This is a genomic window from Lysinibacillus sp. NPDC056232, from assembly GCF_042267565.1.
GTDB lineage: Bacteria > Bacillota > Bacilli > Bacillales_A > Planococcaceae > Lysinibacillus.
The window spans coordinates 28821-55427 of record NZ_JBHJTF010000003.1; the positions used below are offsets into that span (position 1 = coordinate 28821).

General features: G+C 39.7%; 26 protein-coding genes and 2 riboswitches. Of the genes, 18 read left to right on the plus strand and 8 right to left on the minus strand.

Annotated elements, in window-relative coordinates; genetic code table 11:
* The first annotated feature begins 157 nt into the window (after positions 1–157).
* A complete protein-coding gene (locus tag ACFCYJ_RS03395; protein WP_376070693.1) occupies positions 158–985 on the plus strand; it encodes a carbon-nitrogen hydrolase family protein in 828 nt (275 codons plus the stop codon).
* Between the two features lie 215 nt (positions 986–1200).
* Here ACFCYJ_RS03395 and ACFCYJ_RS03400 read toward each other — a convergent pair whose 3' ends face one another.
* Genes ACFCYJ_RS03400 through ACFCYJ_RS03410 form a run of 3 tightly spaced genes read right to left on the minus strand, consistent with a single transcriptional unit; the run spans position 1201 to position 3746 of the window.
* On the minus strand, positions 1201–2079 hold the full coding sequence (locus ACFCYJ_RS03400) for an SDR family oxidoreductase (RefSeq protein WP_376070695.1): 879 nt from the start codon (positions 2077–2079) through the stop codon (positions 1201–1203).
* On the minus strand, positions 2076–3104 hold the full coding sequence (locus ACFCYJ_RS03405; RefSeq protein ID WP_376070697.1) for a polysaccharide biosynthesis protein: 1029 nt from the start codon (positions 3102–3104) through the stop codon (positions 2076–2078). Before ACFCYJ_RS03405 ends, ACFCYJ_RS03400 begins: the two co-directional genes overlap by 4 nt.
* A gap of 42 nt (positions 3105–3146) precedes the next feature.
* On the minus strand, positions 3147–3746 hold the full coding sequence (locus ACFCYJ_RS03410) for a glycosyltransferase family 2 protein (RefSeq protein WP_376070700.1): 600 nt from the start codon (positions 3744–3746) through the stop codon (positions 3147–3149).
* Positions 3747–4033: 287 nt separating this feature from the next.
* On the opposite strand from ACFCYJ_RS03410, the gene ACFCYJ_RS03415 reads away from it, so the two are divergent.
* Positions 4034–5134 carry a glycosyltransferase family 4 protein gene (locus ACFCYJ_RS03415; protein ID WP_376070703.1) on the plus strand — a complete coding sequence of 367 codons (1101 nt, stop codon included), beginning with the start codon at positions 4034–4036 and terminating at the stop codon, positions 5132–5134.
* Positions 5135–5457: 323 nt separating this feature from the next.
* Here the strand turns inward: ACFCYJ_RS03415 and ACFCYJ_RS03420 are convergent, their stop codons facing one another.
* From ACFCYJ_RS03420 to ACFCYJ_RS03440, 5 genes are all read right to left on the minus strand, one after another.
* Positions 5458–8943: a S8 family peptidase gene (locus ACFCYJ_RS03420; protein ID WP_376070706.1), complete on the minus strand. Its 3486-nt coding sequence runs from the start codon at positions 8941–8943 to the stop codon at positions 5458–5460.
* A 227-nt stretch (positions 8944–9170) separates the two neighbouring features.
* The gene (locus tag ACFCYJ_RS03425; RefSeq protein ID WP_376070709.1) at positions 9171–10007 is read right to left on the minus strand and encodes an energy-coupling factor ABC transporter ATP-binding protein; all 837 of its coding nucleotides are present in this window, start codon (positions 10005–10007) and stop codon (positions 9171–9173) included.
* Complete coding sequence (gene cbiQ / locus ACFCYJ_RS03430; RefSeq protein WP_376070712.1) at positions 10007–10777, minus strand: cobalt ECF transporter T component CbiQ; 771 nt, start codon at positions 10775–10777, stop codon at positions 10007–10009. Before cbiQ ends, ACFCYJ_RS03425 begins: the two co-directional genes overlap by 1 nt.
* A 3-nt stretch (positions 10778–10780) precedes the next feature.
* The gene (locus ACFCYJ_RS03435) at positions 10781–11053 is read right to left on the minus strand and encodes an energy-coupling factor ABC transporter substrate-binding protein (RefSeq protein WP_376070715.1); all 273 of its coding nucleotides are present in this window, start codon (positions 11051–11053) and stop codon (positions 10781–10783) included.
* 1 nt (position 11054) lies between these two features.
* A complete protein-coding gene (locus ACFCYJ_RS03440) occupies positions 11055–11801 on the minus strand; it encodes an energy-coupling factor ABC transporter permease (protein WP_376070718.1) in 747 nt (248 codons plus the stop codon).
* A gap of 323 nt (positions 11802–12124) precedes the next feature.
* Positions 12125–12309: riboswitch (cobalamin riboswitch) on the minus strand.
* A 418-nt stretch (positions 12310–12727) separates the two neighbouring features.
* Positions 12728–12910: riboswitch (cobalamin riboswitch) on the plus strand.
* 137 nt (positions 12911–13047) lie between these two features.
* Between ACFCYJ_RS03440 and ACFCYJ_RS03445 the strand changes: the two genes are divergently transcribed.
* From ACFCYJ_RS03445 to ACFCYJ_RS03520, 16 genes are read left to right on the plus strand one after another with little or no spacing between them, the layout of a single operon-like run.
* Positions 13048–13419: a (2Fe-2S) ferredoxin domain-containing protein gene (locus tag ACFCYJ_RS03445; RefSeq protein ID WP_376070720.1), complete on the plus strand. Its 372-nt coding sequence runs from the start codon at positions 13048–13050 to the stop codon at positions 13417–13419.
* A gap of 4 nt (positions 13420–13423) precedes the next feature.
* Positions 13424–15094, plus strand: coding sequence for a precorrin-3B C(17)-methyltransferase (gene cobJ / locus ACFCYJ_RS03450; protein WP_376070722.1), 1671 nt, complete (start codon positions 13424–13426; stop codon positions 15092–15094).
* Positions 15095–15108: 14 nt separating this feature from the next.
* Complete coding sequence (locus tag ACFCYJ_RS03455) at positions 15109–16005, plus strand: sirohydrochlorin chelatase (RefSeq protein WP_376070724.1); 897 nt, start codon at positions 15109–15111, stop codon at positions 16003–16005.
* Positions 16002–16763 carry a precorrin-6A reductase gene (cobK, locus tag ACFCYJ_RS03460; RefSeq protein WP_376070727.1) on the plus strand — a complete coding sequence of 254 codons (762 nt, stop codon included), beginning with the start codon at positions 16002–16004 and terminating at the stop codon, positions 16761–16763. The genes ACFCYJ_RS03455 and cobK overlap by 4 nt, the downstream gene beginning before the upstream one ends.
* A 12-nt stretch (positions 16764–16775) precedes the next feature.
* Positions 16776–17435, plus strand: a complete 660-nt coding sequence (locus ACFCYJ_RS03465; RefSeq protein ID WP_376070730.1) for a precorrin-8X methylmutase — start codon at positions 16776–16778, stop codon at positions 17433–17435.
* Positions 17435–18568 carry a cobalt-precorrin-5B (C(1))-methyltransferase gene (locus tag ACFCYJ_RS03470; protein WP_376070733.1) on the plus strand — a complete coding sequence of 378 codons (1134 nt, stop codon included), beginning with the start codon at positions 17435–17437 and terminating at the stop codon, positions 18566–18568. The genes ACFCYJ_RS03465 and ACFCYJ_RS03470 overlap by 1 nt, the downstream gene beginning before the upstream one ends.
* The gene (cbiE, locus tag ACFCYJ_RS03475; protein WP_376070736.1) at positions 18543–19745 is read left to right on the plus strand and encodes a precorrin-6y C5,15-methyltransferase (decarboxylating) subunit CbiE; all 1203 of its coding nucleotides are present in this window, start codon (positions 18543–18545) and stop codon (positions 19743–19745) included. The genes ACFCYJ_RS03470 and cbiE overlap by 26 nt, the downstream gene beginning before the upstream one ends.
* Positions 19738–20445 (plus strand): precorrin-2 C(20)-methyltransferase, encoded by a 708-nt coding sequence (gene cobI, locus ACFCYJ_RS03480; protein ID WP_376070738.1) that lies wholly within the window; start codon positions 19738–19740, stop codon positions 20443–20445. Before cbiE ends, cobI begins: the two co-directional genes overlap by 8 nt.
* Positions 20445–21230: a precorrin-4 C(11)-methyltransferase gene (gene cobM, locus ACFCYJ_RS03485; RefSeq protein WP_370081255.1), complete on the plus strand. Its 786-nt coding sequence runs from the start codon at positions 20445–20447 to the stop codon at positions 21228–21230. Before cobI ends, cobM begins: the two co-directional genes overlap by 1 nt.
* Complete coding sequence (locus tag ACFCYJ_RS03490) at positions 21223–22344, plus strand: cobalt-precorrin 5A hydrolase (RefSeq protein WP_376070741.1); 1122 nt, start codon at positions 21223–21225, stop codon at positions 22342–22344. The genes cobM and ACFCYJ_RS03490 overlap by 8 nt, the downstream gene beginning before the upstream one ends.
* Before the next feature lie 11 nt (positions 22345–22355).
* Entirely contained in the window at positions 22356–23723 is a 1368-nt protein-coding gene (locus ACFCYJ_RS03495) for a cobyrinic acid a,c-diamide synthase CobB (RefSeq protein WP_376070743.1), read from the plus strand.
* Entirely contained in the window at positions 23716–24354 is a 639-nt protein-coding gene (locus tag ACFCYJ_RS03500; protein ID WP_376070745.1) for a precorrin-2 dehydrogenase/sirohydrochlorin ferrochelatase family protein, read from the plus strand. The genes ACFCYJ_RS03495 and ACFCYJ_RS03500 overlap by 8 nt, the downstream gene beginning before the upstream one ends.
* Positions 24351–25118, plus strand: coding sequence for a uroporphyrinogen-III C-methyltransferase (cobA, locus tag ACFCYJ_RS03505; protein ID WP_376070747.1), 768 nt, complete (start codon positions 24351–24353; stop codon positions 25116–25118). The genes ACFCYJ_RS03500 and cobA overlap by 4 nt, the downstream gene beginning before the upstream one ends.
* Positions 25119–25157: 39 nt before the next feature.
* The gene (locus ACFCYJ_RS03510; protein ID WP_376070750.1) at positions 25158–25718 is read left to right on the plus strand and encodes a nitroreductase family protein; all 561 of its coding nucleotides are present in this window, start codon (positions 25158–25160) and stop codon (positions 25716–25718) included.
* Between the two features lie 14 nt (positions 25719–25732).
* Positions 25733–26269 (plus strand): cob(I)yrinic acid a,c-diamide adenosyltransferase, encoded by a 537-nt coding sequence (locus tag ACFCYJ_RS03515; RefSeq protein ID WP_376070753.1) that lies wholly within the window; start codon positions 25733–25735, stop codon positions 26267–26269.
* Between the two features lie 59 nt (positions 26270–26328).
* Complete coding sequence (locus ACFCYJ_RS03520; RefSeq protein ID WP_376070756.1) at positions 26329–26583, plus strand: hypothetical protein; 255 nt, start codon at positions 26329–26331, stop codon at positions 26581–26583.
* Positions 26584–26607 lie beyond the last annotated feature (24 nt).

Sequence of the window (26607 nt, forward strand, 5' to 3'; positions counted from 1 at the left end):
TTTTTTTTATGTTTGTTTGCATAAAATATATTTTCGGGATTTTAAAACTTTATATAAATGATATGTAATTTAATAATTATATTGATGATGTATTAGAAGCTTGTAAAGTATATGAACACGCAGCAGACAATACAAAAACGTTTAGGTAGGTGATATTATGAATTTATTGAATAGAGAGATAAAAGTTGCAGCTATTCAAATGGACTGCAATTTAGTTGAGATTAATGAAAATCTTGTAAAGTCAGAAAAACTAATCGAAAAAGCGGTGTCTAAAGGTGCACAACTTATTGTGTTGCCAGAGTTTTTTAATACGGGATATAGAGTAGAAGAAAAAGATGAGACTGTAGGAGAGGAAATTCCAGGGGATTTAACGGAACAGCTTACAGCTATTTCAAAAAAACACAATGTAATAATTGTTGCAGCAATTATTGAAAAAAGTAAGCTTGACGGTGTTCACTATGACACGGCCTTTATAGTTTCTAGCAAAGGCTTAGAAGCTAAATATCGAAAGAATTACTTATGGGATCAAGAAAATATTCGCTTCAGAAAAGGACAAGAATATGTTGTTTCAAAAATAGGAGAAGCAACCATCGGACTTCAAATTTGTTATGAAATTGGTTTTCCAGAAGGGGCTAGAATATTAACACTAAGTGGGGCAAATATTTTAATATATCCTTCCGCATTTGGTAAAGCTCGATTACATGTTTGGGATATTGCCTCGAGGGCCAGAGCAATAGAAAATGGTTGCTTCGTTATTGCAGCAAACCGCATTGGCACTGAAAAAGAAGAAACACATTTTGGAGGTCATAGTAGGATTATTAGCCCTGATGGTGAAATTTTAGCTTCATTACAAGATGAGGAAGGTGTAATTGTAGCAACTATCAATTTAGATGAGGTTACGCAACAGCGTAAAAAAGTACCATATCTAAAGGACTTAAATATTCCGAATACAATAGAGCATTTAAAAAAATTTAATAACTTATGAAAAACATTCATTAATGATAAAGGATATCGTTCCTACATTGCGACAACATTATTCCGAAAGAGATATGAGGGGCTCCAGTAAAAGAGAAGCAGGTGCAAGCGTAATAAAAACCGTTGGATTCCTCATATCCACGGAGCAAACATTTATGGGTGTAATTGGTGTAGTGGGCTTTTTAACATTATTCTAACCGAGAAGAAGCCCCCACTTCAAATAAGTTACTTAGAGATACTAAGTGGGGGTAGTTCACAATAATGTGGATACAAATCTTTATGCTGCCATATCCAGTTTTTCATCTCAAGGATCATGTCTTCATAGCTAGGAACAATAAATGAAAAATCTTTTCGTGTGTTGACTAGTGTTTTATCAATGTTTACGAGGGGATATGGCTGGATCGTACCTTTATTTTCCTTGAAATGCGTATTGAATAATTGCAGTAGCTCAAATTTTGAAATACTGCTATTGTTGACGAGGTGGTAGAGGCCAGTTGTACCTTCAATTGCTGCACGTTCAATTGCTTTTGCTAACGTTAGGGTAGTAACTCCGGTCCATATTGCACCAGTATAGCCCTGAATAGTATCATGTTGCTTCATAAACCAATTAAAGAGACCAATGCCATCCTTCTTCAGATCAGGACCGATGATAGAGTTACGAAATGTTAGGTGTTGAGTGCTTTCAATTTCTCCTAGTCCCTTCGTACGATCGTAAAAGGTTTTCCCGTCGCGAAGGCTTTTTTCATGATAGGGAGCTGCTTTTCCTGAGAATACACAATCTGTACTTAAATGAATAAGCTTAGTGTTACTGTTTTTTAATAAAGATTCAATGGCATGAGGCAAATAACTATTGAGATATATGCTTTTCTCGCGGTCTGTTTCACAGGCGTCATTTAAAACACCGATACAATTGACCACGATATCATAGTCGCAATCTAGTAATAGTGACCTTAAAAAATTTGTCTCTGTAATATCTCCGGTAATATTATTTCCACATGAAAAGGCTGTTCGTGAATAGGTTGTTACATTATGTCCTTGGGCGTACAAGTAGAGTGAAATTGTGTGGCCAGCCATTCCAGTAGCTCCAAGTATTAAAAATTTCAAGATTTTCCTCCCATCCAATTTTGTAATTCCTCTTGAATGAGAGGAAGTTTTAATAATTTTTCTTTTATTTCAGCGACAGACAGTATTTTCGTGTTAGTAGAATTGTATTCATCCGTTAACGTAATTTTAGGAGAGCCCTCATCAAGATATTTTCCGTAATTTAAATCTCGATTATCTGCAGGGATTCTATAAAAATTCCCCATATCAATGGCCTTTGCAGCTTCTTCTTTTGTTAATAACACTTCGTAAATCTTTTCACCATGCCGTGTTCCGATAATTTGTATTTTATTTTGAGCTTGAAAAATTTCTAGTAATGCCTGGGCTAAATCTTCAATATAAGCAGCTGGGGATTTTTGTACCATAATGTCCCCGTTATCAGCGTGTGAGAAGGCGTATAAAACTAGTTCAACTGCCTCGTCAAGACTCATCATAAAGCGTGTCATTTTTGGATCTGTAATCGTTAAAGGCTTACCAGCTTTAATTTGTTCGATAAATAAAGGAATAACAGAGCCCCTTGAAGCCATGACATTTCCGTATCGTGTCCCGCAAATCAATGTTTTATCGGGATGAACCATTCTTGATTTAGCAATAAACGTTTTTTCCATCATGGCCTTTGAAATTCCCATTGCATTTACTGGGTAAGCAGCCTTATCAGTGGAAAGGCAAATAACTTTTTTCACACCTGCTTGAATAGCAGCCGTTAAAACATGATCAGTGCCAAGGATGTTCGTCTTAACTGCTTCCAGTGGGAAAAATTCACAAGAAGGGACTTGCTTAAGAGCGGCAGCATGAAAAACAAAATCGACATCATACATCGCATTATGAATGCTTTGGATGTCGCGTACATCGCCTATAAAAAATTTAATTTTTGGATGTTGATAGAGTTTACGCATATCATCCTGCTTTTTTTCATCTCTTGAAAAGATGCGTATTTCCTTAATGTCGGTATTCAAAAATTTCTTTAATACTGCATTACCAAAAGAGCCAGTGCCGCCTGTAATGAGAAGAACTTTATCTTTAAACATGTATTGTCAATTACACCTCCTGCATGCATGGAAATAATGGCGTTATTTTAATCCTCTACGATGTAAATCATATTCAGAATTTTCCCTTGGGAAGTTATACCAGTATGCCAATTCATTTGTATATTTACTTGTCGGGTTTTTATCCATTAAGGCACAATTAAAATCCCAATCCCCAGCAATATCTTTTCTTATAGTAAAGGTTGCATCACCTATAAAACTTCTTCGAATAATTTTAAATTGTCCCGGTAATGTGTATAGGTTCGATTCATCTTTTAAAAATGCATAGCCAGCCTTTGTTAGCATGTTGTAGTAGTAAATATCAAACTGACCATCTACTTGGGCTAAGACGTTTCGAATAGCGGGTAAGTAGTGATCATCACTATCAATGATTGCTACATAATCACCAGTAGCTTCTGCGATACATCGATTATAGGCTACACTAGCACCCAAATTAGTTGGATGATTAATTATTTTTAAAGCGGGGCAGTTTTTTTGATAGTCCTTTAATAGGGCTACAGTATTGTCGGTTGAGCCATCATCGCAAACGATAATTTCATAGGCGTATTCTTTCGGGATACTATCTAACATTGTCAATATCCATTCTTCACTATTGTAGGCAGGTGATAAAAAGCTAATTTTCATGTAAAACCTCGATTCTTTTATAGTTATTAGAAATAGGCGTAAGTAGGAATTTTATAAAGACTAATGCTGTTAGCTTTGATTGACATAATGGATTCTTTATTACAATATGCGTTGCAAGAGTTGTTCTGTAGGCAATTGCTTACAATCGTTAGTTATTTAAAAGAGAGTACACTTTATAAATAAAGTAATTTTACTAGTGTATTCATGGTATTTATACTATTCTTTTCACGTTATTCAACGAGAAAACATAATTTAATGAAAGTACAGACTTTAAAAAGGGGGATGTTATGTCAAAAAAGATAGCCTTCATATGTAGTGTGGAATCGTATAAGCTCTCCGACTCACATATTTTCAAAGATTTGTGCCTTGTTCCTGTTTTGTTAGGTGAATATTTAGGCTACGATGTTAGTATTTTAACGACGGAAATGAATGAAGCATTATTGAAACAAACCTTTCCTTCTGTCACTTTTCAACATATTCCGTTTGAGGATGACTATGTTGCTAATATGAATAGTTATTTAATAGAGCATGCGAAGGACATCGATATTGCATTTGCGATAGGGCCGTATCCATCGTATTTGTCGATCTTAAAAACCTATAAAAAATATAATCCGAACGGGAAAATTTATATGAAGCTAGATGTTAATCGGTTTTGGTTAAATCGATTGAAAACTTATCCTTATTTTTTGGAGTTACTCCAGCTTTGTGATGTACTTTCATCTGAATGTGAATCCGTTCAAAACTCTATTCATGAATTTTCGAATTTAGATATTAGACGTATTCCTAACGGTTTTTATGAGCAGTTTCACACAGAGCCAGTTTCATTTAACGAGAAAGAAAATAGAATACTAACAGTTGGCCGTTTAGATGCTCCTGAAAAACAAATTCTTTTAGCAGTAAAAGCATTTTTAGCTGCACAGCTTTCAGATTGGGAGTTTCGGTTAGTAGGTCCAATGTCAGAGGCGTTTAGACAGGAGCTGTTGAACGTACTTGATGGAAATCCGTTCGCAGTACAGGTCGTTATTTTAGGACCGATTTATGATAAGGTACGATTGGAGGAGGAGTATAGAAAGGCTAAAATTTTTTGCCTAACCTCTTTAGTAGAGTGCTATGCTCATGTATTTGCTGAGGCCGCAAAGAATGGTTGTTATATCGTTACGACTGATGTCGATGGGGCTGCAGATATTACCCATAATCAGCGCTTCGGGACAATTCATCCGACACATGATTGGCAAAGTGTTGGACGGACATTACAGCAAGTAACGAAACAGGAAGCTTTATTGGCTAATACATGCGAACACCTCCAAGCTTTTGCAAAAACGGAATTAAATTGGAGATATATTGTGCAAAAAGTGGCCGAATATTTAGGGGAAAAGCCGAACGAATAAGAGGAGTATCATTTGCCATTCTATAACTTGATTGGAATGAAGGCAGGGCGAATACTTTTATATCAGTGTCATTAGTAGGGGAATAAAAGTTAAAAGTATCACGCGCCATCATGACTAGTATTGGCCTGAGAGTTTAATAAAAACCATTGAAAAAGTGCTTAGTTGGAACGGAAATAAACGCCGCGTTATAGTGAATAAAACACGAATACTTCAATAAAAAATCCCCTAGATTTTTCATCATCTAGGGGATAATTCTTTTACACCTTCAACCGAAAATTCTATCTTTCTACTACGTTTATTTTTCAGTCCAAGGGGTTGATATTTTATTTTATTTCTAGTGTATATGGTTGAGTACTAGCTTTGCCGTAGTATTCACTTACTTCAATAAAGTAAGTTCCTTTATCCAATGTGACTGTACCTACTTCAGCATCTCCAGCTCCGTAATAATCTAAAGTTTGTACTGTTTTTCCTTTTGCATCAATAATACGGATGACGCCATCTAGTGCTTTTTCTGTTTTAAGAGAGAAGGACACATCACGTTTGCTGTCGTTTTTAAACTCAAAATAGTCTTTATCACCAAACGGAATACCTGCATTTAGATATTGCTGAGCTACCCATTTACCGTCTTTTTTCGTAAGTACAGTTGGTTTTGTCGGCACACCGTTAACTAACTTGGAATCGGCATCTTCATCTGCATTTTTATGATCAAACAAAGTTAAAGTATACGGTTGGATTGATAATTGCCCAACATTGCTTCCGTTAAGGACAATAAAATATCCATGACCCTGTTTGGCTTTAAAAGAAGTATTCACATCTGTTGTCCCACCAAGACCCATTAGTATTTGAAGGAGATCTTCACCTTGTCCAAATTGTATTTCTGTTGCCATTTCTTTTGGATCAATTTTTCTATTGCCATTTGTATCTTCTATAATGGAGCCTGAAAACTTCAAGTCATTTTGAAGTTCTTTTGGTAATTGATCTAGCTGTTCTTTTGTATATGGTACAGAAGAAATAAGAAGGCTCATGACTGCATCTTTGTCATATTGTTTAAAATAGTAGAAATCTGTATCATCTTGATAAATGAGATGATCTTTGTAAGTAGTACCTGGTTGAATCTTCATAGCAGTTTTTGGTGTATTATGATTTGTTTTATCCTCTTGTGGAATAGCTGCCATTTTACTTGTTTTAAGTGTATACGGTTCAGAAGAACGGTCACCAAGATTCATTACTTTTACAACATAGGTTTTATCCTTTTTCAATGCAACTGTCTTAGCTTCGTTTTCATCAATTTTTGAACCAAGAAGTAGACTAAGTAACCCCATATCGTTAGTTAATGAAGAAACTGGTATTAGTTCCTTTGTTTCCTCATCGTATTCGAATATATTACCAGCTGGTGATTGATTTATACCTTTTTGAATGTTGAAACCATAAACGGCATTTTCTTTAGCTGTAAATGTGAAGTAATCTTCATCATCTTCAGTTTGGAAGTATGCTTTTTGATCTTGACCAATATTAAAACGAATCGCTTGCTTCATAATTTGCTCAACGTTTTCCGGTTGTTCCATAGCACCTGGATTCATGAACATATTCATAAAATCATTCATTTGATTACGTTTTTTTGTTTTATATTCATTAAAAGATGAAAGATCCTCTTGTACGTTGTTTTCTAGCATTCCTACTGATGTAAGGCCGTCTTCATCTTCAGGAAGGGTAACGACTTCACCTTTTAATGTGTAAGGAATGATGGATTCACTAACAGTTGCTTCAGTATCAATACCGCCGTTAAAGAACATTTCAAGTGTAGAATTATTACTGTTTTCATTAGAGACGCCGATGACATACTTTTCATTAGGCAGTGCATCGACAACCAAACTTACTCCTTCGCCTTTATCTGTACCGTAAGATGCTCGGATTGGATATGCCTCATCTAATCCTTCATCATTGACTATCTCTGTTGGTAGGTCTTCTTTTAAATAAAGCTCCATGGATGCAGTAACACCTGGAATCCCAGTTAAATCAAATTTCAGTGTCGTTGGTTCATTTACTGAAAATGTGAAATAATCTTTGTCACCTAGATGATCTTCAGAAAGTAGGGTATAGTTTTTCCCTTCTGTACTGAATGGGAATTTTTCAATATTCTCCATATGCTCCATATCTAATGAATCAATTGGTAATTCTTTAGTCGTTTGAGCTGTGAAGATATAGTTAGAATCGCCCTTTGAGCTATAGTTGCCATTATGATCTTTAACTCCAATAAGAAGGGTTCCTTTTTGATCTGCACTATATAGGTATCCTTCTTGCTTGCCTACGCGAACATCATTGACGTTAATTGGTTCTACTTTTTTATTAGAACCTTCAGGGTAGAAGTACAAATCAAATGCATAATCATATTTGTCTGCACCTTTTAATGTCATTTGAGCATATTCATTTGCATCTAGATCAACCTTGTACCATTTCTTTTCGTCCGGTTGGTTGAATACACCTTTTTCAGTATTTAATGTATCCTTTTTAAGGACTTTAGCGTTTTTCAAGCGCTCTTCTTTTGTTTCTGAATACTGTTTTGGTAAATCTTTTATATTAAACTGTAATGCTTTCACAGGATCTACAAGTCCATGTCCATATGTAAGGTCATAGCCTTCATCACCTAAATCCTTTGCGGTCATTTCAAGAATAGCCTCTATTTCATATGGCTTTAAATCTGGATATTTTGATTTTAAAAGGGAAGCCACACCTGCAACAACAGGAGATGCCATCGATGTTCCACTAAATTTTACAAAGGATGATCCTTTTTTCTCATCATGAACGGTACTGTAAATTTCTTCACCTGGCGCTACTAGGTCAACTGATGGACCATAATTTGAATAGCTTGATAGTTTGTTTCGATCATTCGTAGAACCAACACTTATAACGCCTTCGTAAGAAGCAGGGAAGGAGTAATTATCTGTCGATTCATTTCCAGCAGCAGCTACAACGGTAACTCCTTTTTCAATCGCTTTCTGAACGGCTTCCTCCATTAATGGGTTATCACCATAGCCGCCAAGACTCATATTGATAACATCAGCGCCTTGCTCGATAGCGTAAAGGATTCCTTGTGCAATGATGAAATCATTAGCACCATCTTTTCCGTTGAATACATCAATTGGAAGAATCTTGGCATTTGGATTAATCCCATGTCCTCCAATCCCATTATCTTTTGCAGCGCCAATAATTCCTGCAACATGTGTTCCATGATCACCAGGATAAGAAGTATTGGCAGGTGCTACAGCATTATATGGAGGTAGCACTTGAGATTTTAAATCTGGATGTTTAAAGTCCACACCAGAATCGATAACTGCCACTTTTACATCATTGTTACCTGCTAATTGTAGAGCTTTATCAATTTCAAGTAGGTTTAAATGATACATATCCTGTTTCTTTGGATCTGTTTTCGTGCCAAAGGAATGATACAAATAGCTTGGGGATACATTTTTAACCCCTTTTTGTTTAGCATAAAAGGAAACTGCTTTTTCTAAATCTGTTCCTTTGTTCAGTTGGATAACATCGTAACCTAATGAAGGAATAGAGCGGATCACTTTTGCGCCAATTTTGTTATGTACATTCTTATCAAGACCTGAATGTTTGACGATAATCGTATCCTTACTAATCCATTCTTTTTGATTTTTGACTGTTTGGTCCTTATTGCTAGCAACTTTCACTAAATCTTGGTTCTTTGCTGTTTTTTGTGGAGCTTCCGCAAATGCAGAAGTTGTAGGAACCATTAGTGCTGCAGATGCTACTAAAGCGATTGATTTCTTCTTCCAGTTCTTCAACTGTTTTCCCTCCTCGGGTAGGTTATTATTTGTGACATCTATACTATTACGAATGAGTGATAGAAAAGTTTCATAAATGAGGATATATTTTTCAAAGATACCATTCTATATTTTACCATCATAGTTTACCCATCGTAAAGATTTGTAGAAAGGAGAAGTAAAATCCACATCTTTCTAAATAATGGCTGCCATTCACAATTAAAAATTCCAACTACGGATAAATTGTCTTATAGCTGCTCAATAAGTCTGTGTAAATCTTCCTTAGAACGAGGCATTTTGATGTTTTTCTCAAATAGCTTTTTGTTTTGTAAAGCAATGGCCGTTTCGAAGACCCATGGGCGTTCAAGATGGGCTCTTTCAAGCAAATCCTCTTGAAAGAACAGTTCAACGGGATCGCCATTATAAATAATTCTTCCGGCTTCCATTACGATTATTTGATCTGCCCATTCATAGGCTAACGGGATATCATGCGTCGCTAATAAAATGGTTCGTTCACCGTTTTCTAACGTAGCTAAATACTGTAAAATTTGTGCACTATAATAATTATCTAGTCCAGCTGTCGGTTCATCTAGTAATAAAACGGAAGGTTCCATTGCAAGTACTCCTGCCATTGCGACACGTTTTTTCTGTCCAACACTTAAGAAATGTATCGGTTTATTAAGCAATGCTTCAACTTCGGTTTGAGCGATCGCCCACGCAATTTTTTCTTCAATTTTTTCAGTTGTCCAGCCAAGGTTCAAAGGTCCAAATGCAATATCTTGCTTAACAGTGCCAGAAAAAAGCTGGTTGTCTGCATCCTGAAATACAATTCCAACCTGTTGACGTAATTCCTTTAATGCTTTTCTACTATAGTTAAGTGCTTTGCCTTGAAAGGTTATACTTCCTGCTGTAGGCTTCAAAATACCATTTAAATGCTGAAATAATGTTGATTTTCCAGCCCCATTATGACCAAGTAAAGCGATTTTTTTCCCTTTTGGAATCTCAAGTGTAATGTCTGTTAAGGCATGAGTTCCATCTGCATAAGCGTAAGATAAATGTGTTAATTCAAAGTATAAGTCTGTCATTAGAAAAAACCTCCATAAATGATGAGGAGTATAAAAATTGCAGCAATGCCTAGCCAATTTTTTGTGTTATAAGTAACATTCTCCTGCCAATAGACCGTTTCGCCACCACGTGCTTCTATCGCATTGTTTAGCTCACGGCTTCGTTGGAACATCTCGACAAATAAAGCAACAATCAGCAGTGAAACCGAGCGAAGCCACTGCATAGGGGAGCTGTAACCTAGTCGAGCCTGTTGAGCAAGATGAATTTTTTGCATACTGTCTAAAAAGATAAAAATAAAACGATACGTTAGCTCTACTAGCTCTACAAATAGAGTAGGCAGTCTCCATTGTCGTAGGACGTAACAAATAGATTGGACTGATGTTGTGAGAATTAAAAAATACAAACAGCTTATACTGCCAAGGACGATGAAAAAAAGCTGTTGCGCTGTAAATAAGCTCGTACTGCCGATAAAAATTGTCCAATGATGAAGAGAAAATGACCAAATGTTTGTAGGCAGCGTGCTTGTTGCCGGCACTATAGAAATTAAAATGGATACTAGACTTGATAGTAAAAAAAACCCGGGTAGCAATAGTAATTTTGCATAATATGTAGCAGGGATTTTTGCACCTAAAATGATAAAAGCACTCATCACAATAAATGTAATGAGTGAAATTCGTTCATCTCTCATGATAAGTGACAATAGAAGCAGTCCAAGGGAAAACGTCATTTTTTCTAGCGGATGAACAGACGCTAGTTTATTCATATAAGCATACTTATCAATGAGTAACATCGCTTAACCCTCTTTATGTTTGCCGCGCATTAAGCCGATGAAATAGCCGATAAATGCAGCGCCAATAGCAGCTTGTAGTGCGAATAATAAGCTTTCTATTTCACCACTTGGTGGCTCCCAAAAACTTTCAAACCATGGCTCGTAGTTAGCATCTATTTCACCAATTGCTGCCTCCGCTTCGCCATCAGCACCCTCGAATTCGGCGCCTTTTTGAATAAAAAGTGGGAAGATTGCTAGCAACACAACAATTGCTAAGAGCAGTAAATTTTTTTTCATGTTAGTGAGCCTCCTTTGCTGAGAAAACACGTAAAGCTTTTAATTCACTCACATTGTATTTCTTCAAGAAGTTCATAACGATCACTGTTAAAATGCCTTCACTAACAGCAAGAGGAATTTGCGTTAACGCGAAAATACCAGCAAACTTTGTGAAAGAAGCCATAAAGCCTCCGATTTCAGAAGGGAAGGCAAGAGCTAATTGTACAGAAGTGACAACATATGTACCTAAGTCACCAAGCATTGCTGCTAAAAAGACGGCTACTGAAAATGATAACCCCATTTTTTGTGAGCCCTTAAAAACATAATAAGCAATAATAGGCCCAGCAATTGCCATAGAAAAGGCATTAGCACCTAAAGTTGTAAGTCCGCCATGGGCTAAAAGTAAAGATTGGAATAATAATACGATTGTTCCGATAACACTCATCGCTAATGGTCCAAAAAGAACTGTCCCAAGCCCAACTCCTGTAGGATGCGAGCAACTTCCCGTTACAGAAGGGATTTTTAAAGCTGATAGCACAAAGGCGAAAGCACCCGATAGCCCTAATATCATTTTTGTTTCAGGATTTTCATCAATAGTTTTACGAATAGAACGTAATCCTAAAATAATAAATGGAATCGATAAGACCCACCAAAAAATCGCCCATTCGATTGGCAAAAAGCCCTCCATAATATGCATCGCAAATGCACGATTTGGCACGAATAAAAATGCCAATAAGAAATAACTAAGCTTCCAACCTGAGAATTTCAAATATCTCTCCTCCTCACATTAAAATTTTTCGAATTAGTATGCGAACTAAACAATTTCGCCTTGGCGTAATTGCGTCAGGATTTTGAATTGTGCCAGCACATTTCATTCCTTTGAAAATCCGTGACATCCGCCGGAGGCTTTATTTTCATTCAGTAGATGTTTTGACCAAGCCGGAACCATATCTGTACTCATCTGCCACCTTGAGATGGGGTCTCTTTTGAATGAAAATAAAAAACACTTCTCCGTTTGTGGAAAAGTGCATAGCTAAAAATGCAAATAAAATTCTAATCTGCTCAGCCGCACACCTATCCTCGTAGGTTGAAACGATCACATATTTTTCGGCAGGTCTCCTGGCTTTAGTTCAACGTTTTATAGGCCTTCCCATCCTTTGGACAGTGACGTTCTCTATAAAACTCCCTAGTACAGTGGCGGGACCGCGCCGGACTTGAACCGGCTTCCCTTTTAAGCGAAATGATGAACAATTCGCACCGAAAAAAGATGAAGTTGTGAGATTTCACGACAAAGTGTAACATGATTTTCCATATATATGCTATACTTTTTATGAAAAAATTTTAAATTGAGATTCTATGTCGAAAATTCTGATAAATAGATAAAGATTTCACATATTGCTATGAAATATTAAAAAAATTGTCACAAATTAAAAAAGAAATATTGAATTTTTTAAATAATAAGATATGATAGAAACAGTTTTCTATTACATTAAACTTCTTTCAGCAGAAGTCTCCCACCTCTATAGGTAGTGAGATGAATGCAGATTTAAGTTACTTTTCAGCGGGTTCCAAACACCTGCTGAAAGAAGTTAAAGCCTCCGGCGGATGTCACGGAATCGGAAATAAGTTCTTTGTGCAAGCACAAAGCCGATTCCGGACGCAATTATGCCGAGGCATAATTGATATAATATAAATTCATATAAAACATCCATAAGTGCTTGAATATTTTCAAGATAATAGGGAAATCGGTGAGAATCCGATACAGCCCCCGCTACTGTAATAGCTGATGAAATCGCGGATGCCACTAGTGAAAACTAGGAAGGCGCGAAAGTAAAAGGAAGCTTAAGTCAGGAAACCTGCTTATGTGATAATGCATGCAAACTTTTCGGAGGGAGAAGTTGAAGCGAGAGCGAGTACCCGTATATTCGTTTTTATTTGGCTTCTACTAAACCTTTACTCTTCGACTAGAGTAAAGGTTTTTCTTTTTCCTAAAAGCAAATGAGGGGAGAACAACTATGACAACTTGGAATTTAGAGGGGATGAAAACACATCTTTTTATATGCAATGGTAGTAGTTGTATGAAAAAAGATGCTGAAGATATTACACAGGCAATTCGTGATGAAATACGGTTGCTAGCGCTTGATCAGGAAATACATACAACAAGGACCCGCTGTAATGGTAGGTGTAAGGATGCTTGTGTTGTCATCGCTTATCCTCAGGGGAATTGGTACCGTGTGTCGACAACGGAGCATGCGAAGGCACTCGTACAAGATTTAAATCATGAATCGTTACATAATGAGCATGTTTTTACATTGCGTGAAGGTTTGTTGCAGCGTACAGCGCAAACAACAGCCATTAAAGGTATTGAAAAGGAGAAAGAGGGGTAACAAAATGGCTCAAAAAGGTAAGATTTTCGTAGTTGGCTTTGGCCCTGGAGACTTTAAACATATTACGACTCGTGCTGTGGAAGCACTACAACAAAGTCATATGATTATAGGCTATAAAACTTATGTTGAACTGATTCAGGATTTAGTTAGTGCAAAGTCGATTATTAGTACTGGTATGACAGAGGAAGTTTCACGTGCTCAAGAAGCGGTGCGTCAAGCAGAGGCTGGAAGTATCGTATCGGTCATTTCCAGTGGGGATGCCGGGGTTTATGGAATGGCAGGATTAGTGTATGAGGTATTAATCGAGCTAGGCTGGACAGAAGCAACTGGTATCGAGGTAGAAATTGTTCCAGGTATTTCAGCTATTAATTCATGTGCCAGTTTACTAGGTGCTCCCATTATGCATGACGCCTGTACCATTAGTTTAAGTGACCACTTAACACCTTGGAATTTAATTGCAAAACGAGTAGAAGCGGCAGCAATGGCGGATTTTGTTATTGCTCTTTATAACCCGAAAAGTGGACGTCGTACGAGACAAATCGTAGAAGCACAACGAATTTTATTAGAATATCGTTCGCCAGATACACCGGTTGGACTTGTGAAAAGCGCATATCGAGAACGACAAGAAATTACGATGACAACTTTAGCAGAAATGCTTGAACATGATATCGGCATGTTAACAACTGTTATTATCGGGAATTCAACAACATTCTTCTACGACAATAAAATGATTACGCCACGGGGTTATCAGCGCAAATATACACTTGGTGAAGAAAAACAGCCGTTACGACCACATCAACGACTGAAGGAAGAAAATGAACCGTGGGCCATGAATCAAGAAACAGGCTCTGCGCGTAATGATTTTGCGACAGATCCCAATGCCAATCGTATAAAACCCAGTTTAGCTATAACACCTGAACCAAAGCCTAAAAAATCATCACTTGAATTGGCGACAGCAGCTCTGGCAATGGTGAAGGGAACGAGCGCTGTGAAAAGTTCACCTAAGTTTGTTCAACAAAAAATCGAATCCATTTTTGAATTAGCTGTAAGTCCAGGGGTAGCCAATAAATTCTTTACTCCTCAACAAATGATGACGTTAGCTGAGGTCGTTGGTGAGGAAGGGACGATGGAGTATACACCAGACCATCAAATTCATTTGAAAATTCCAACGTCTGAGCCTGAAGAAATTACAGCAAAGCTTCGTAAAGTGGGCTTTTTACTAACACCAATTGGTGAGGTACTTTCGTTAAAGGCTTGTGATTTCTGTTACGGAGAAAAAACCGATTCGATTCCATATGCAGAAGAGATTCAAGAAAAGCTTGGTGGTATGGCGTTACCGAAAACTTTAAATATTGGCTTTAATGGCTGTGGTATGGCGTGTTATCGAGCCGTATTTGATGATATTGGCATTGTTTATCGTAAAAGTAAATTTGATGTTTTTATTGGTGCCAAGCCGGTTGGTCGGACAGCACATGCGGCCCAGCCTGTTGTTGAGGGATTAGAACCTGAACAGCTAATACCGCTGATCACCGACATTATCGAAGAATATAAAGCAAATGCATATCCAAATGAACGTTTGTTTAAATACTTCAAGCGTGTGAAAAAGATCCTACATTTTACGTATCAGGATATGTCTTCAAAAATAAAAGTTGAGCCAGCTCCATGCGGCGACTAGTGAGGGGTAATGAGATGAAAGCAATTTTATTTGTCGGCCACGGGAGCCGTTTAGCAGCAGGGAATGACGAGGTACGCACGTTTATCGAGCAAATGACACCTCGTATTGATGATAGCTTTTTAGTAGAAACATGTTTTTTAGAATTCGCTTCGCCAAACATTGAAGAAGGTATTACGAACTGTGTGAAAAAGGGTGCTACAGAGGTGCATGTTATTCCGATTATCCTTCTTCATGCTGGACATTCAAAAATGCATATTCCAGCAGAAATCGAACATGCGCGTGAGCATTATCCGAATATAACGTTCACATATGGTCAAACAATCGGTATCCATGAAGAAATATTTGCGATTTTAGAAGATCGTTTAGCAGAAATCGGCTTTAATGCGGAAGAAGAACATAAGGATACTGCCATTTTATTAATTGCACGAGGCGGTAGTGACCCATATGCAAATGGTGATTTTTATAAAATTACACGTTTGTTATGGGAAAAACTCCCGGTTCAGTATGTAGAAAGCGCGTTTATGGGCGTAACAGATCCTCGTGTTGAAGAAGGAATAGAGCGCTGTGTGAAGCTGGGTGCTAAAAAAGTCATTATGCTACCATACTTTTTATTCACGGGTATCCTAATGGAACGAATGAATGGTATGTGTAAGCAATTTAACGAAAAATATCCTGATTGTGCTATTCAAATTGCCAACTATTTTGGCTATCATGAGCGTTTACAAAATGTGCTATTGGAGCGTATTGAGCAAGCTGTGAATGGCACATCAACAGGTATGCAAGATTTAGAAAATTATCGTGCTTATGCGGCAGTGCATGGACCTGCGCATCATCATCACCATCATGACCACGATCATGGACATGACCACCATGATCACGATCATCACCATGAAGAGGAGCCAGTGAAATGATTTTCATGTTAGCGGGGACGAGCGATGCCAGAAATCTAGCACTTGAACTACAGTCAGCAGGTTATGCTGTGACTGCAACGGTCGTCACTGATTCAGCCGCTTCAAGCCTTGCAGAAGTAGGTCTTCCTCATTTAGTCGGTCGATTAACGGCGGAGGAAATGGCGACGATTATCACGGAGCGAGGATACCATTTAGTTGTAGATGCCTCTCATCCATTTGCTGAAGAAGCTTCAAAAAATGCGATGGCGGCAGCTGAGCAAGCAAATGTTCCGTATATTCGCTATGAACGTGCACATGAGCATTATGCCCATCCACTAATTACGGTTGTGAAAGATTATGAGGAGGCTGCCCATGTAGCAGCGGAAAAACGTGGAGTCATTATGCTAACGACGGGCAGTAAAACGCTGGCTACCTTTACAAAGGTGTTACATGGCTTAGAAAATACGCGGGTGATTGCACGTATGCTTCCTCGACTCGATAATATGGAAAAGTGTGAAGCACTTGGTGTGGCACAAAGAGATATTATTGCCATACAGGGCCCTTTTTCTAAGGAATTAAACGAAGCACTGTTTCGTCAATATGATGTGACATTGATGATTACAAAAGAAAGCGGCAAGGTTGGCTCGGTGGATGAAAAGCTAGACGCTGCCCTTGCATGTGGCATTGAAACGATTTTAATTGCAAGACCAAATATCAAATACGGACAGCAATATTCTACATTTGAAGATGTATTACGAGCTGTACAGAACACACTTTAGGAGGCCATTCAGATGGATTTTAAAACAGATTTCAAACCTTTAACAGTAGACCCAGATAAAATTTACGATTACAGTTTTTCAATTATTGCAGAGGAAATGGGCGAGCATAACTTCTCAGAGGATGAGTGGAAAGTTGTACGTCGCATTATTCACGCTTCTGCTGACTTTGAATTAGGACGTAGCGTTATTATTACACCAGGAGCACTTGAGGCCGGTATTAAATCAATCCTTGCTGGCCGCCATGTCATTGCAGATGTGCAAATGATCGAAAGTGGTTCAGGGAAAAAACGCTTCCAAAAGCATGGTGGCGATTTACACTGCTATATTGCAGATGAAGACGTTTCGATTGAAGCGAAAAAACAAAATACTACGCGTGCGATTATCTCTATGCAAAAGGCATCTAAATTACATGAAGGTGGCATTTATGCAATTGGGAATGCACCGACAGCATTACTAGAATTAATTCGTTTAATTAAAGAAGGCTTAGCGAAACCAGATTTAATTATCGGTATGCCAGTTGGCTTCGTATCAGCTGCTGAGTCGAAAGAAGAGCTACTAAAACTAGAAGGTATTCCGTATATAACAAATGTTGGTCGTAAAGGCGGTAGTACAGTGACGGTTGCCGCATTGAATGCTGTCTCACTTTTAGCGGATGAACAGGCGAAAAAATAGTGGAGCGGAAGCCTAAAAAGGATCCCAAAGACATGCGTCACGGTTATACAACGGGATCCTGTGCAACTGCAGTAACGAAGGCCGCATTACTTGCTTTAATTACAAATGAAGAGCAAGAAACAAGTACTATTCATTTACCGATTGGGCGAGATGCGACCTTTACGATAGAAAAATGTACATTTCAAAATAATGCTGTTAGCTGTGAAACGATTAAAGATGCTGGTGATGACCCGGACGCAACACATAAAGCACTCATTATCGGCACGGTGAGTTGGTCAGATATACCAGGCATTCATCTGGACGGTGGAATTGGTGTCGGGCGTGTAACAAAGCCCGGCTTACCAGTACCTGTCGGAGAAGCAGCCATCAATCCTGTACCACGGAAGATGATTCATAGTACTGTACAAGGCGTACTTGATGAATTTCAAATTAAACGAGGCGTTAACGTAGTTATTTCCGTCCCTAAAGGTGAGGAAATAGCTAAAAAAACCTTAAATGGGCGTCTTGGTATTATTGGGGGCATCTCCATTTTAGGCACAAGGGGAACCGTCGTGCCTTTTTCAAGTTCCGCCTATATGGCCAGCATTGTCCAAGCAATTAGTGTTGCAAAAGAGGCTGGTTGTGAGCATTTAGTTGTCACTACAGGTGGCCGCAGTGAAAAGTATGCGATGGCACAGTACCCTCATTTGCCAGAGGAAGCGTTCATAGAGATGGGCGATTTTGTTGGCTTTACATTAAAGCATTGTAAGCGACTTGGTATGAAGCAAGTATCGCTTGTTGGTATGATGGGGAAATTTTCAAAGGTGGCACAAGGTGTCATGATGGTGCATTCCAAAAGTGCCCCCATCGATTTTAACTTTTTAGCGCAATTAGCAGTGGATATAGGTGCAGGTGAAGAAACCGTTACAAACGTACGAGAGGCAAACACTGCTTCACAGGTCGGAGAAATTATGGCAGAAAAGGGCTATGATGCATTCTTCCACCACTTATGTGAGGCATGCTGTTATTCTTCATTACATCACATTAAGGGCGGTTTAACGCTTTCCACATCGATCTATTCGATGCAGGGACAATTATTAGGAAGGGCTGATGACATTGCATCGATCGATGAAATTGATTGGGATCGGGGATAACGGACAAGAAAGCTTACTACCGCAATATGTACAGTGGATTGAAGACTGTGAGGTGCTTGTTGGTGGAGAGCGTGTTCTAGAATTTTTCCCGAATTTCACTGGAGAAAAAATGTTGATTAAAGGTGGTCTTTCAGCGCTTGTCGAAAGATTATCTGCAGAAACAAGAAATACAGTTATTTTAGCGTCAGGTGATCCATTATTTTACGGAATCGGTGGTTATTTAGCGAAAAAGCTAGACATTGACGTTTATCCATATATGAGCTCTGTGCAGCTTGCTTTTTCAAAGATGGGGGACAGCTGGCAGGATGCTTATGTTACAAGTATTCATGGGCGCTCCATGAAAGGCTTAGCACAACGAATTGATGGTAAAAAGAAAGTGGCATTGCTAACAGATGCAGAGAATAATCCGAATGAGTTGGCACGTTATTTAAAGCATTTTGGCATGACAGAATACCGTGCATTTGTCGCAGAAAATTTACAGGGCACAAATGAAAAATTCGGCTGGTACTCACTTGATGAATTAGAAAAGGTTGATTTTTCTCCTTTAAATGTAGTCATTTTACAGCAAACTTCTGTACCGATACGCTATGCACTCGGTATCGATGATGAAGAATTCTCACAGCGGAAGCCAGACAAAGGTCTGATTACAAAAAAAGAAATTCGTGTCTTAAGTTTACAAGCGATGCAGCTACAAAAGGATAGCATCATTTGGGACGTTGGGACATGTACAGGTTCGATGGCTATTGAGGCTGGTAAGCTTGCGCCAGAAGGTCAAATTTTTGCAGTGGAGAAAAACGCACCTGATTTGGACAATTGCTTGCAAAATCAGCAAAAGTTCCGTGTAGATATTACTGCTATTCATAGTAAAGCACCAGCGGGACTTGAAAACTTCCCTGATCCGGACGCGATTTTTATCGGCGGTACAGGTGGAGAAATGGTGGAGCTTTTACAATTATGCTGTTCACGCTTAAAGCCAAACGGTCGTATTGTATTGAATGCTGCAACCATTGAAAATTTATATAAGGCAGTCGAAGCGTTTAAGTCTTGTGGCTTTGCTGTTGACATATTGCAGGCACAGCTTGCGCGCAGTAAACCAATATTAGATATGACACGTTTTGTCCCATTAAATCCGATTTACATTATTTCTGCATATCGAAAGGAAGAAAATCATGAGTAATCTTGGTATTTTATATGGCTTGGGCGTAGGCCCTGGCGATCCAGAGTTAATTACAGTTAAGGCATTTCGTGTCATTCAGGAATCGCCTGTTATTGCGTATCCGAAAAAACTAAAAGGCAGTAAAAGCTACGCACATCGTATCGTAGATGTCTATATTAACCCAGAAGAAAAGGATATGCTTGGCCTAGTATTTCCAATGACAAAGGATGAGGCTGTATTAGAACGCGAATGGACGAAATCAGTGGAACTTGTCTATGGAAAATTACAAGAAGGTAAGGATGTCGCATTTGTTACAGAAGGTGACCCATTATTATATAGTACGTTCATCCATATGATGAAGCTTATGCAGGACATGCACCCGGACGTTGAAATTCAAACAGTTCCTGGTATTTCTTCGTTCAACGGTTCAGCATCACGACTTGGCATTGCGTTGGCAGATGGCGATGATCGTGTTGCCATTGTCCCTGCCCATGATGACTATGAGGCGATGCGTGAAGCGATTGAAAGTCACGATGCAGTGGTGTTCATAAAAGTAGCGAAGGTTATTGATTTAATGCTTGAGGTGCTACGTGATTTAGATTTACTTGATAAGGCATCAGTCGTAACAAAGGTAACGTCTGACGAGGAAATTATTTGGGATGTACAGGAGCTAGACGGTGTCGATTTAGAATATTTAACGTTAATGGTGGTGCGTAAATAATGAAGAAAATATATATTGTCGGAGCTGGTCCTGGTGATCCAGATTTAATTACAGTGAAAGGTTTACATATGCTACAAACAGCAGACGTTGTGATGTATACAGATTCTTTAGTGAGTGAGGACCTTATTGCAAAGGCGAGACCAGATGCAGAGGTTATTCGTACGGCAGGTATGCATTTAGAGGAAATGGTAGCGACCATGGTAGATCGTGTCAATGCGGGGAAAGTGGTAGCTCGTATGCATACAGGAGACCCTGCTATGTATGGAGCCATCATGGAGCAGGTGGCACTATTAAAAAAAGAAGGCATCGGCTATGAGGTCATTCCTGGTGTTAGCTCTGTCTTCGCTTCTGCAGCGGCAATCGGAGCAGAATTAACAATTCCTGACTTAACACAAACACTTATTTTAACGCGTGCCGAAGGACGTACACCTGTACCAGAATTTGAAAAGCTACGCGATTTAGCGAGTCACCACTGTACAATCGCCTTATTCCTGAGCGCAACGTTAACAAAGAAAATAGTAAAAGAACTACAGAATGCTGGCTGGGCTGATGATACACCAGTAGCTGTTATTCAACGAGCTTCTTGGCCAGATCAAAAAATCGTACGTACAACATTAATTGAACTGGATGAAGCTATGCGTGTAAACGGTATTCGTAAGCATGCGATGATTTTAGCTGGATGGGCATTAGATCCGGATATTCATGATAAAGATCAATATCGTTCGAAATTATATGATGCTACTTTTACACATGGCTTTAGAAAAGGCGTGAAGACAAGTGATTGAGCTACAAGAGGGCGTATTGCCCGAGGTTGACCAACGAAATCCTTATGCAGTTGTAGCCATCACAAAGCACGGTGTTCAAATTGGGCGTCGCTTGCAGCAAACCTTTGCTGCGAGCGACTTATATTACATGAGTAAATTCGAGCAGGGTGATGAAGCAGAAAAGCATATTCAGATGTTTACAGGTACTGTGCGTTTACTGTTGCCTACTCTTTTTAAGCAATATAAAGGCTTAATTTTAATCATTTCACTCGGTGCAGTTGTACGCATGATAGCACCGATTTTAAAGGATAAAAAGACAGATCCAGGTGTTGTTGTCATTGACGACCGTGGTGAAAACGTTATTAGCGTCTTATCAGGACATTTAGGTGGTGCCAATGAGCTGACACATGAAGTAGCTGCAGCGCTTGGAGCAAATCCAATTATTACGACGGCTTCAGATGTGCAAAAGACCATTCCGGTTGATTTATTTGGAGCACGTTTTGGCTGGGTATGGGATAGTGCCGATAAACTGACACCTGTCAGTGCCTCTGTTGTTAACGAGGAGCACGTCGCAATCGTTCAGGAAACGGGGGAACGTGACTGGTGGATGCGTGACACACCGATGCCAGAACAAATTAAAATTTATCCGACAACATATGCAGCGATTGAAGCGAAACCACATGCGACATTGCTCATTACTGACCGCATCATTGACGCAGAAGAAGAAGTGCTACTTGAAAATGGGGTCATTTATCGACCAAAATCGGTCGTGCTTGGCATGGGCTGTAATCGTGGGACATCTGTGGAAGAAATTGAGCAAATCATTGATGAAACCATGGCGGAGCTGAAGCTTTCGAAAAAAAGTGTGAAAGCGCTATGCACGATTGATTTAAAGAAGGACGAGCAATGCTTCCTAGAAATAACAAAGAAATATGATTGGGGATTTGTTACATATTCACCGGCAGAATTAAATGAAATTGATTTCCCATCACCTTCGGAAACCGTTTTTAAATATACAGGGGCATATGGGGTGAGTGAGCCTGCTGCGATGCGTTATGCGCAGGTGGAGTCGCTTGTGCTAGAAAAGAAAAAATCGGGCAATGCTACAATCTCTGTTGCTAGATTAACATTTTAAGGAGGAAGCCTATGCAAACGAATCGCTTTGTACTTGCAGGTACTGGCAGTGGGGTTGGTAAAACAACCTTTACCATTGGACTTATGAAAGCGTTACAAGAAAAGGGCAAAATTGTGCAGGGCTTTAAATGTGGTCCCGATTATATTGACCCTACCTATCATACTGCCGTTACAGGACGGAAATCGCGCAATATCGATAGCTGGATGTTTTCACATGAAGCAGTGTGTGATATTGTTGCGCGCGCAAGCAAGGATGCGGATGTTTCCATTATTGAAGGAGTGATGGGCTTTTATGATGGTAAAAGTCCGTTATCGGATGCTGGCTCTGCTGCAGACATTAGTGTTGTAACAAAGAGTCCTGTTATTTTAATTGTCAATTGTGCGAGTATGGCACGAAGTGTAGCAGCAGTTGTGAAAGGCTTTCAATTGTTGTCGGATCAACCGAATATCGTTGGTGTCATTGCCAACCAAGTCGGTAGTGTTGGCCATTATGAAATTGCGAAAGCTGCTATTGAGCAGGAGTGCGGTATTCCTGTAATCGGCTATTTGAAGCGTGAGGAAGGAATTGATATTCCTAGTCGCCATTTAGGATTAGTGCCAGCGATTGAACGAGGAGAACTCGATACATTTTTTGATAAGCTAGGGTCTTTAATGGCAGAGACGATTGACTTAGATCAATTGCTTGCATTAACAAAGGCTCCTGTTTTACAAGAATCCGGGCAACTATTTGTGGAACAACCATCACAAAATATTTGCATTGCCGTAGCAAAGGATGCCGCGTTTAACTTCTATTATGAAGAAAATTTGGCGCTGCTACGTGCAAAAGGAGCAGAGCTACAATTTTTCTCACCACTTGCGAATGAGCCTGTTCCCGCAGAAGCTGATGGTATGTATATAGGTGGGGGCTTTCCAGAGGAGTTTTCAGATATATTAGCGGAAAACTCCGATGTGAAAAAATCTATTCGTGAAGCAATCGCCAAAGGTCTACCGACATTAGCTGAGTGTGGAGGCTTTATGTATTTGACGGAGGCTATTACGAATAGTAATGGTGACCGTTATGACATGGTTGGTGTTATTCCAGGAGAAGTAGCGATGCAAACAAAACTGGCGGCTCTCGGCTACCGAGAAATTTTTGGCACACAACATAATTTTTTAATTGGTACGGATGAAGAAGCAAAGGGACATGAATTCCACTATTCAAAATATAGCGGCACACATAATACGCCAGCCTATGAAACGAAGGGACGTTTTGGAAACAAACAAGAGGGCTACCAAGCAGGAAATTTAGTAGCTGGCTATACGCATTTTCATTTCGTATCGAACCCAAAGCTTGTTGACAATTGGTTAACAGCTTGTAAGAAGGTGAAAAATCATGACTAATTATTTTCCTATTCACATCAATATTGAATATAAAACCGTAGTAATTGTTGGTGGGGGGCACGTAGCAACGCAGAAGGTAGCGTCATTGCTACCAGCTAAAGCCAATATTGTCGTTGTAAGCCCAACTCTAGATGACTCATTGATGCCACTCGCGGAATCCGGGCAAATTACGTGGCATGAAAAAGAATTTGAACCGCGTGACTTAGATGATGCATCACTCATTATTGCGGCAACAAATGATACGTCAGTAAATGAGGCTGTTCAAGAAGCAGCCCAGCATTGGCAGCTCATCAATCGCGCTGATGCGCAGGCTGAAAGCGACTTTATAACGCCTGCAACAGTGCGCCGTGGTCCTTTAGTATTAACTGTTTCAACATCAGGTGCCAGTCCAGCACTAGCACGTAAAATCAAAGCGGATCTCGAAGTGCAATTTGATGAGGTTTATGATGATTATGTATGCTTCCTACAGCAAGCACGTTTAATGATTGCTGCGAAGTTTGAAAAAGGTCCAGAAAGACGTACCGCTTTACAAGCATTACTGGAACCAAGCTTATTAGAATGGACACGCAATGGAGACATTGATAGACGTGAAGCATTTTTACAACAAATATTGATGGGAGTAGCGCGATGAAAGACGGAAAAGTGTATTTAGTTGGAGCCGGACCAGGTGATCCAAAGCTCATAACAGTGTATGGGCTCGAATGTATTCAAAAGGCGGATGTCATTGCTTATGACCGTCTTGTGAACCCGAAATTGCTAGAATTTGCGAAAAAAGATGCCGAGCTTGTGTACTGTGGTAAATTACCTGGTAAGCATCACTTGATTCAAGATGAGATTCATACATTACTTGTCGAAAAAGCGCAGGAAGGGAAGATTGTCACACGTTTAAAGGGTGGCGATCCATTCGTTTTTGGTCGTGGCGCAGAGGAAGCGGAAATCTTAAAAAATCATGGTATTGCTTATGAAATCGTACCTGGTATTACAGCAGGAATTGCTGCTCCGGCGTATGCTGGTATTCCTGTAACACACCGTGATTTTGCAACAAGCTTTGCCCTTGTAACAGGGCACGGTCGTGAGGAAAAAGGACAGGACTTTTTAAATTGGCCAGCACTTGCAACAGGTATCGATACAGTCGCCTTTTATATGAGTGTTGGTAATATAGCTTATATTTCTAAAAAGCTCATCGAAAATGGTCGTAAGGCTACTACTCCAGTCGCCGTTATTGAGTGGGGAACAACAGAGCAACAGCGTACCATTACAGGTCAGCTTGATGAAATAGCTACCGTTATTGAACGAGAAGGCTACCATAACCCTTCCATGATTGTCGTTGGCGAGGTCGTCAATGTACGCGAGAAAATTCAATGGTTTGAAGAGCAAGGACTAGCCTTTACATAAAGGAATAAAACCTATTTGCGCATAAGGAGGAAATACATCATGACAGTAATCGAGGCTTTAAAAAATCGTCGAGCGATTCGCAATTACACGACACAGCCTGTTGAAAAAGAGAAAATCGAGCAAATTTTACAAGCAGCCACTTATGCTCCAAATGATCGTATGCGTGAGCCTTGGCATTTTTATGTTATTCAAGACGATGCGATGAAACGCTATGAGGAGATGGCAAGTGTTTATTTACAGGAGCGATTCCCTACAAAGCCCAATTTAGTAGAAAGCTCGCTAAAGGTTGTTCAAACAACGCCAGTTGCCATTGTTGTTACAGCAGATATTGTAGAAGATGATACTGATGCAACAGCAGATAATGTCTTTGCCGTATGTAGTGCCATCATGTCCATGTGGCTTGCCGCAGAGGAGCTAGGACTTGGCTTTGTATGGCGTACACGCGGGGTAGGGCTTGTTCATGATCCACGTATGCATACATTCATAGGCGCACATGAATCACAAAAAGTAGTAGGAACAATCTTTATTGGCTATCCAGAAGAGCAGGAGCTTAAAGACAAGAAACGTACCCCAATTGAAGAAAAAACAACATGGCTTTAAGGGAGGCTTGAAGAATGGCTAGAAAAGGCTTGTTTTTAGTTTATACAGGTGAAGGGAAGGGCAAAACAACAGCTTCTCTTGGTGTCACATTACGCGCAGTTGGTCGTGGCCTAAATGTACGATACATGCAATTTATTAAATCACCCGAGCGTACATACGGAGAGCAAATTGCTCTTCGTAAACTTGGCGTAGAAATGGAGCAAATGGGAATCGGCTTTACTTGGACAAAAACACCCGAGGAGCATCGTGCCGCTTTAGCAAAGGCATGGAAAAAAACAAAGGCCGCCCTGCAAGACGACAGCATTGATTTACTCGTATTAGACGAGCTCAACAACGCGCTTGCTATTACAAAATTCCCAATCGATGATGTGCTTCCATTAGCCGAAGTCATTGAAGCTATTCAGCAGCGCCCAACTACCATGCATTTAGTTGTAACAGGACGTAGCGCCAATCCAGCGCTTATTGCAATGGCCGATTTAGTATCAACCATTGATGCGACAAAGCATTATTATGACGAAGGAATACCAGCTGTTAAAGGACTAGAATTCTAATAGATTCCCGCGCGACGGAGGAATACCCGCGCTTTGAGGGGAAATACCAGCGGAACGGGGTGGAATACCCGCGCTTTGAGGGGAAATACCAGCGGAACGGGGTGGAATACCCGCGCTTTGAGGGGAAATACCAGCGGAACGAGGCAGAATACCCGCGCTTTGGAGTGAAATACCCGCGGAACGAGGCAGAATACCCGCGCTTTGGAGTGAAATACCCGCGAAACGGGGTGGAATACCCACGCTTTGAGGGGAAATACCAGCGGAACGGGGCAGAATATCCGCGCTTTAGAGTGAAATACCCGCGGAACGAGTAGAACACCCGCGAAGCAAGCAGCCCC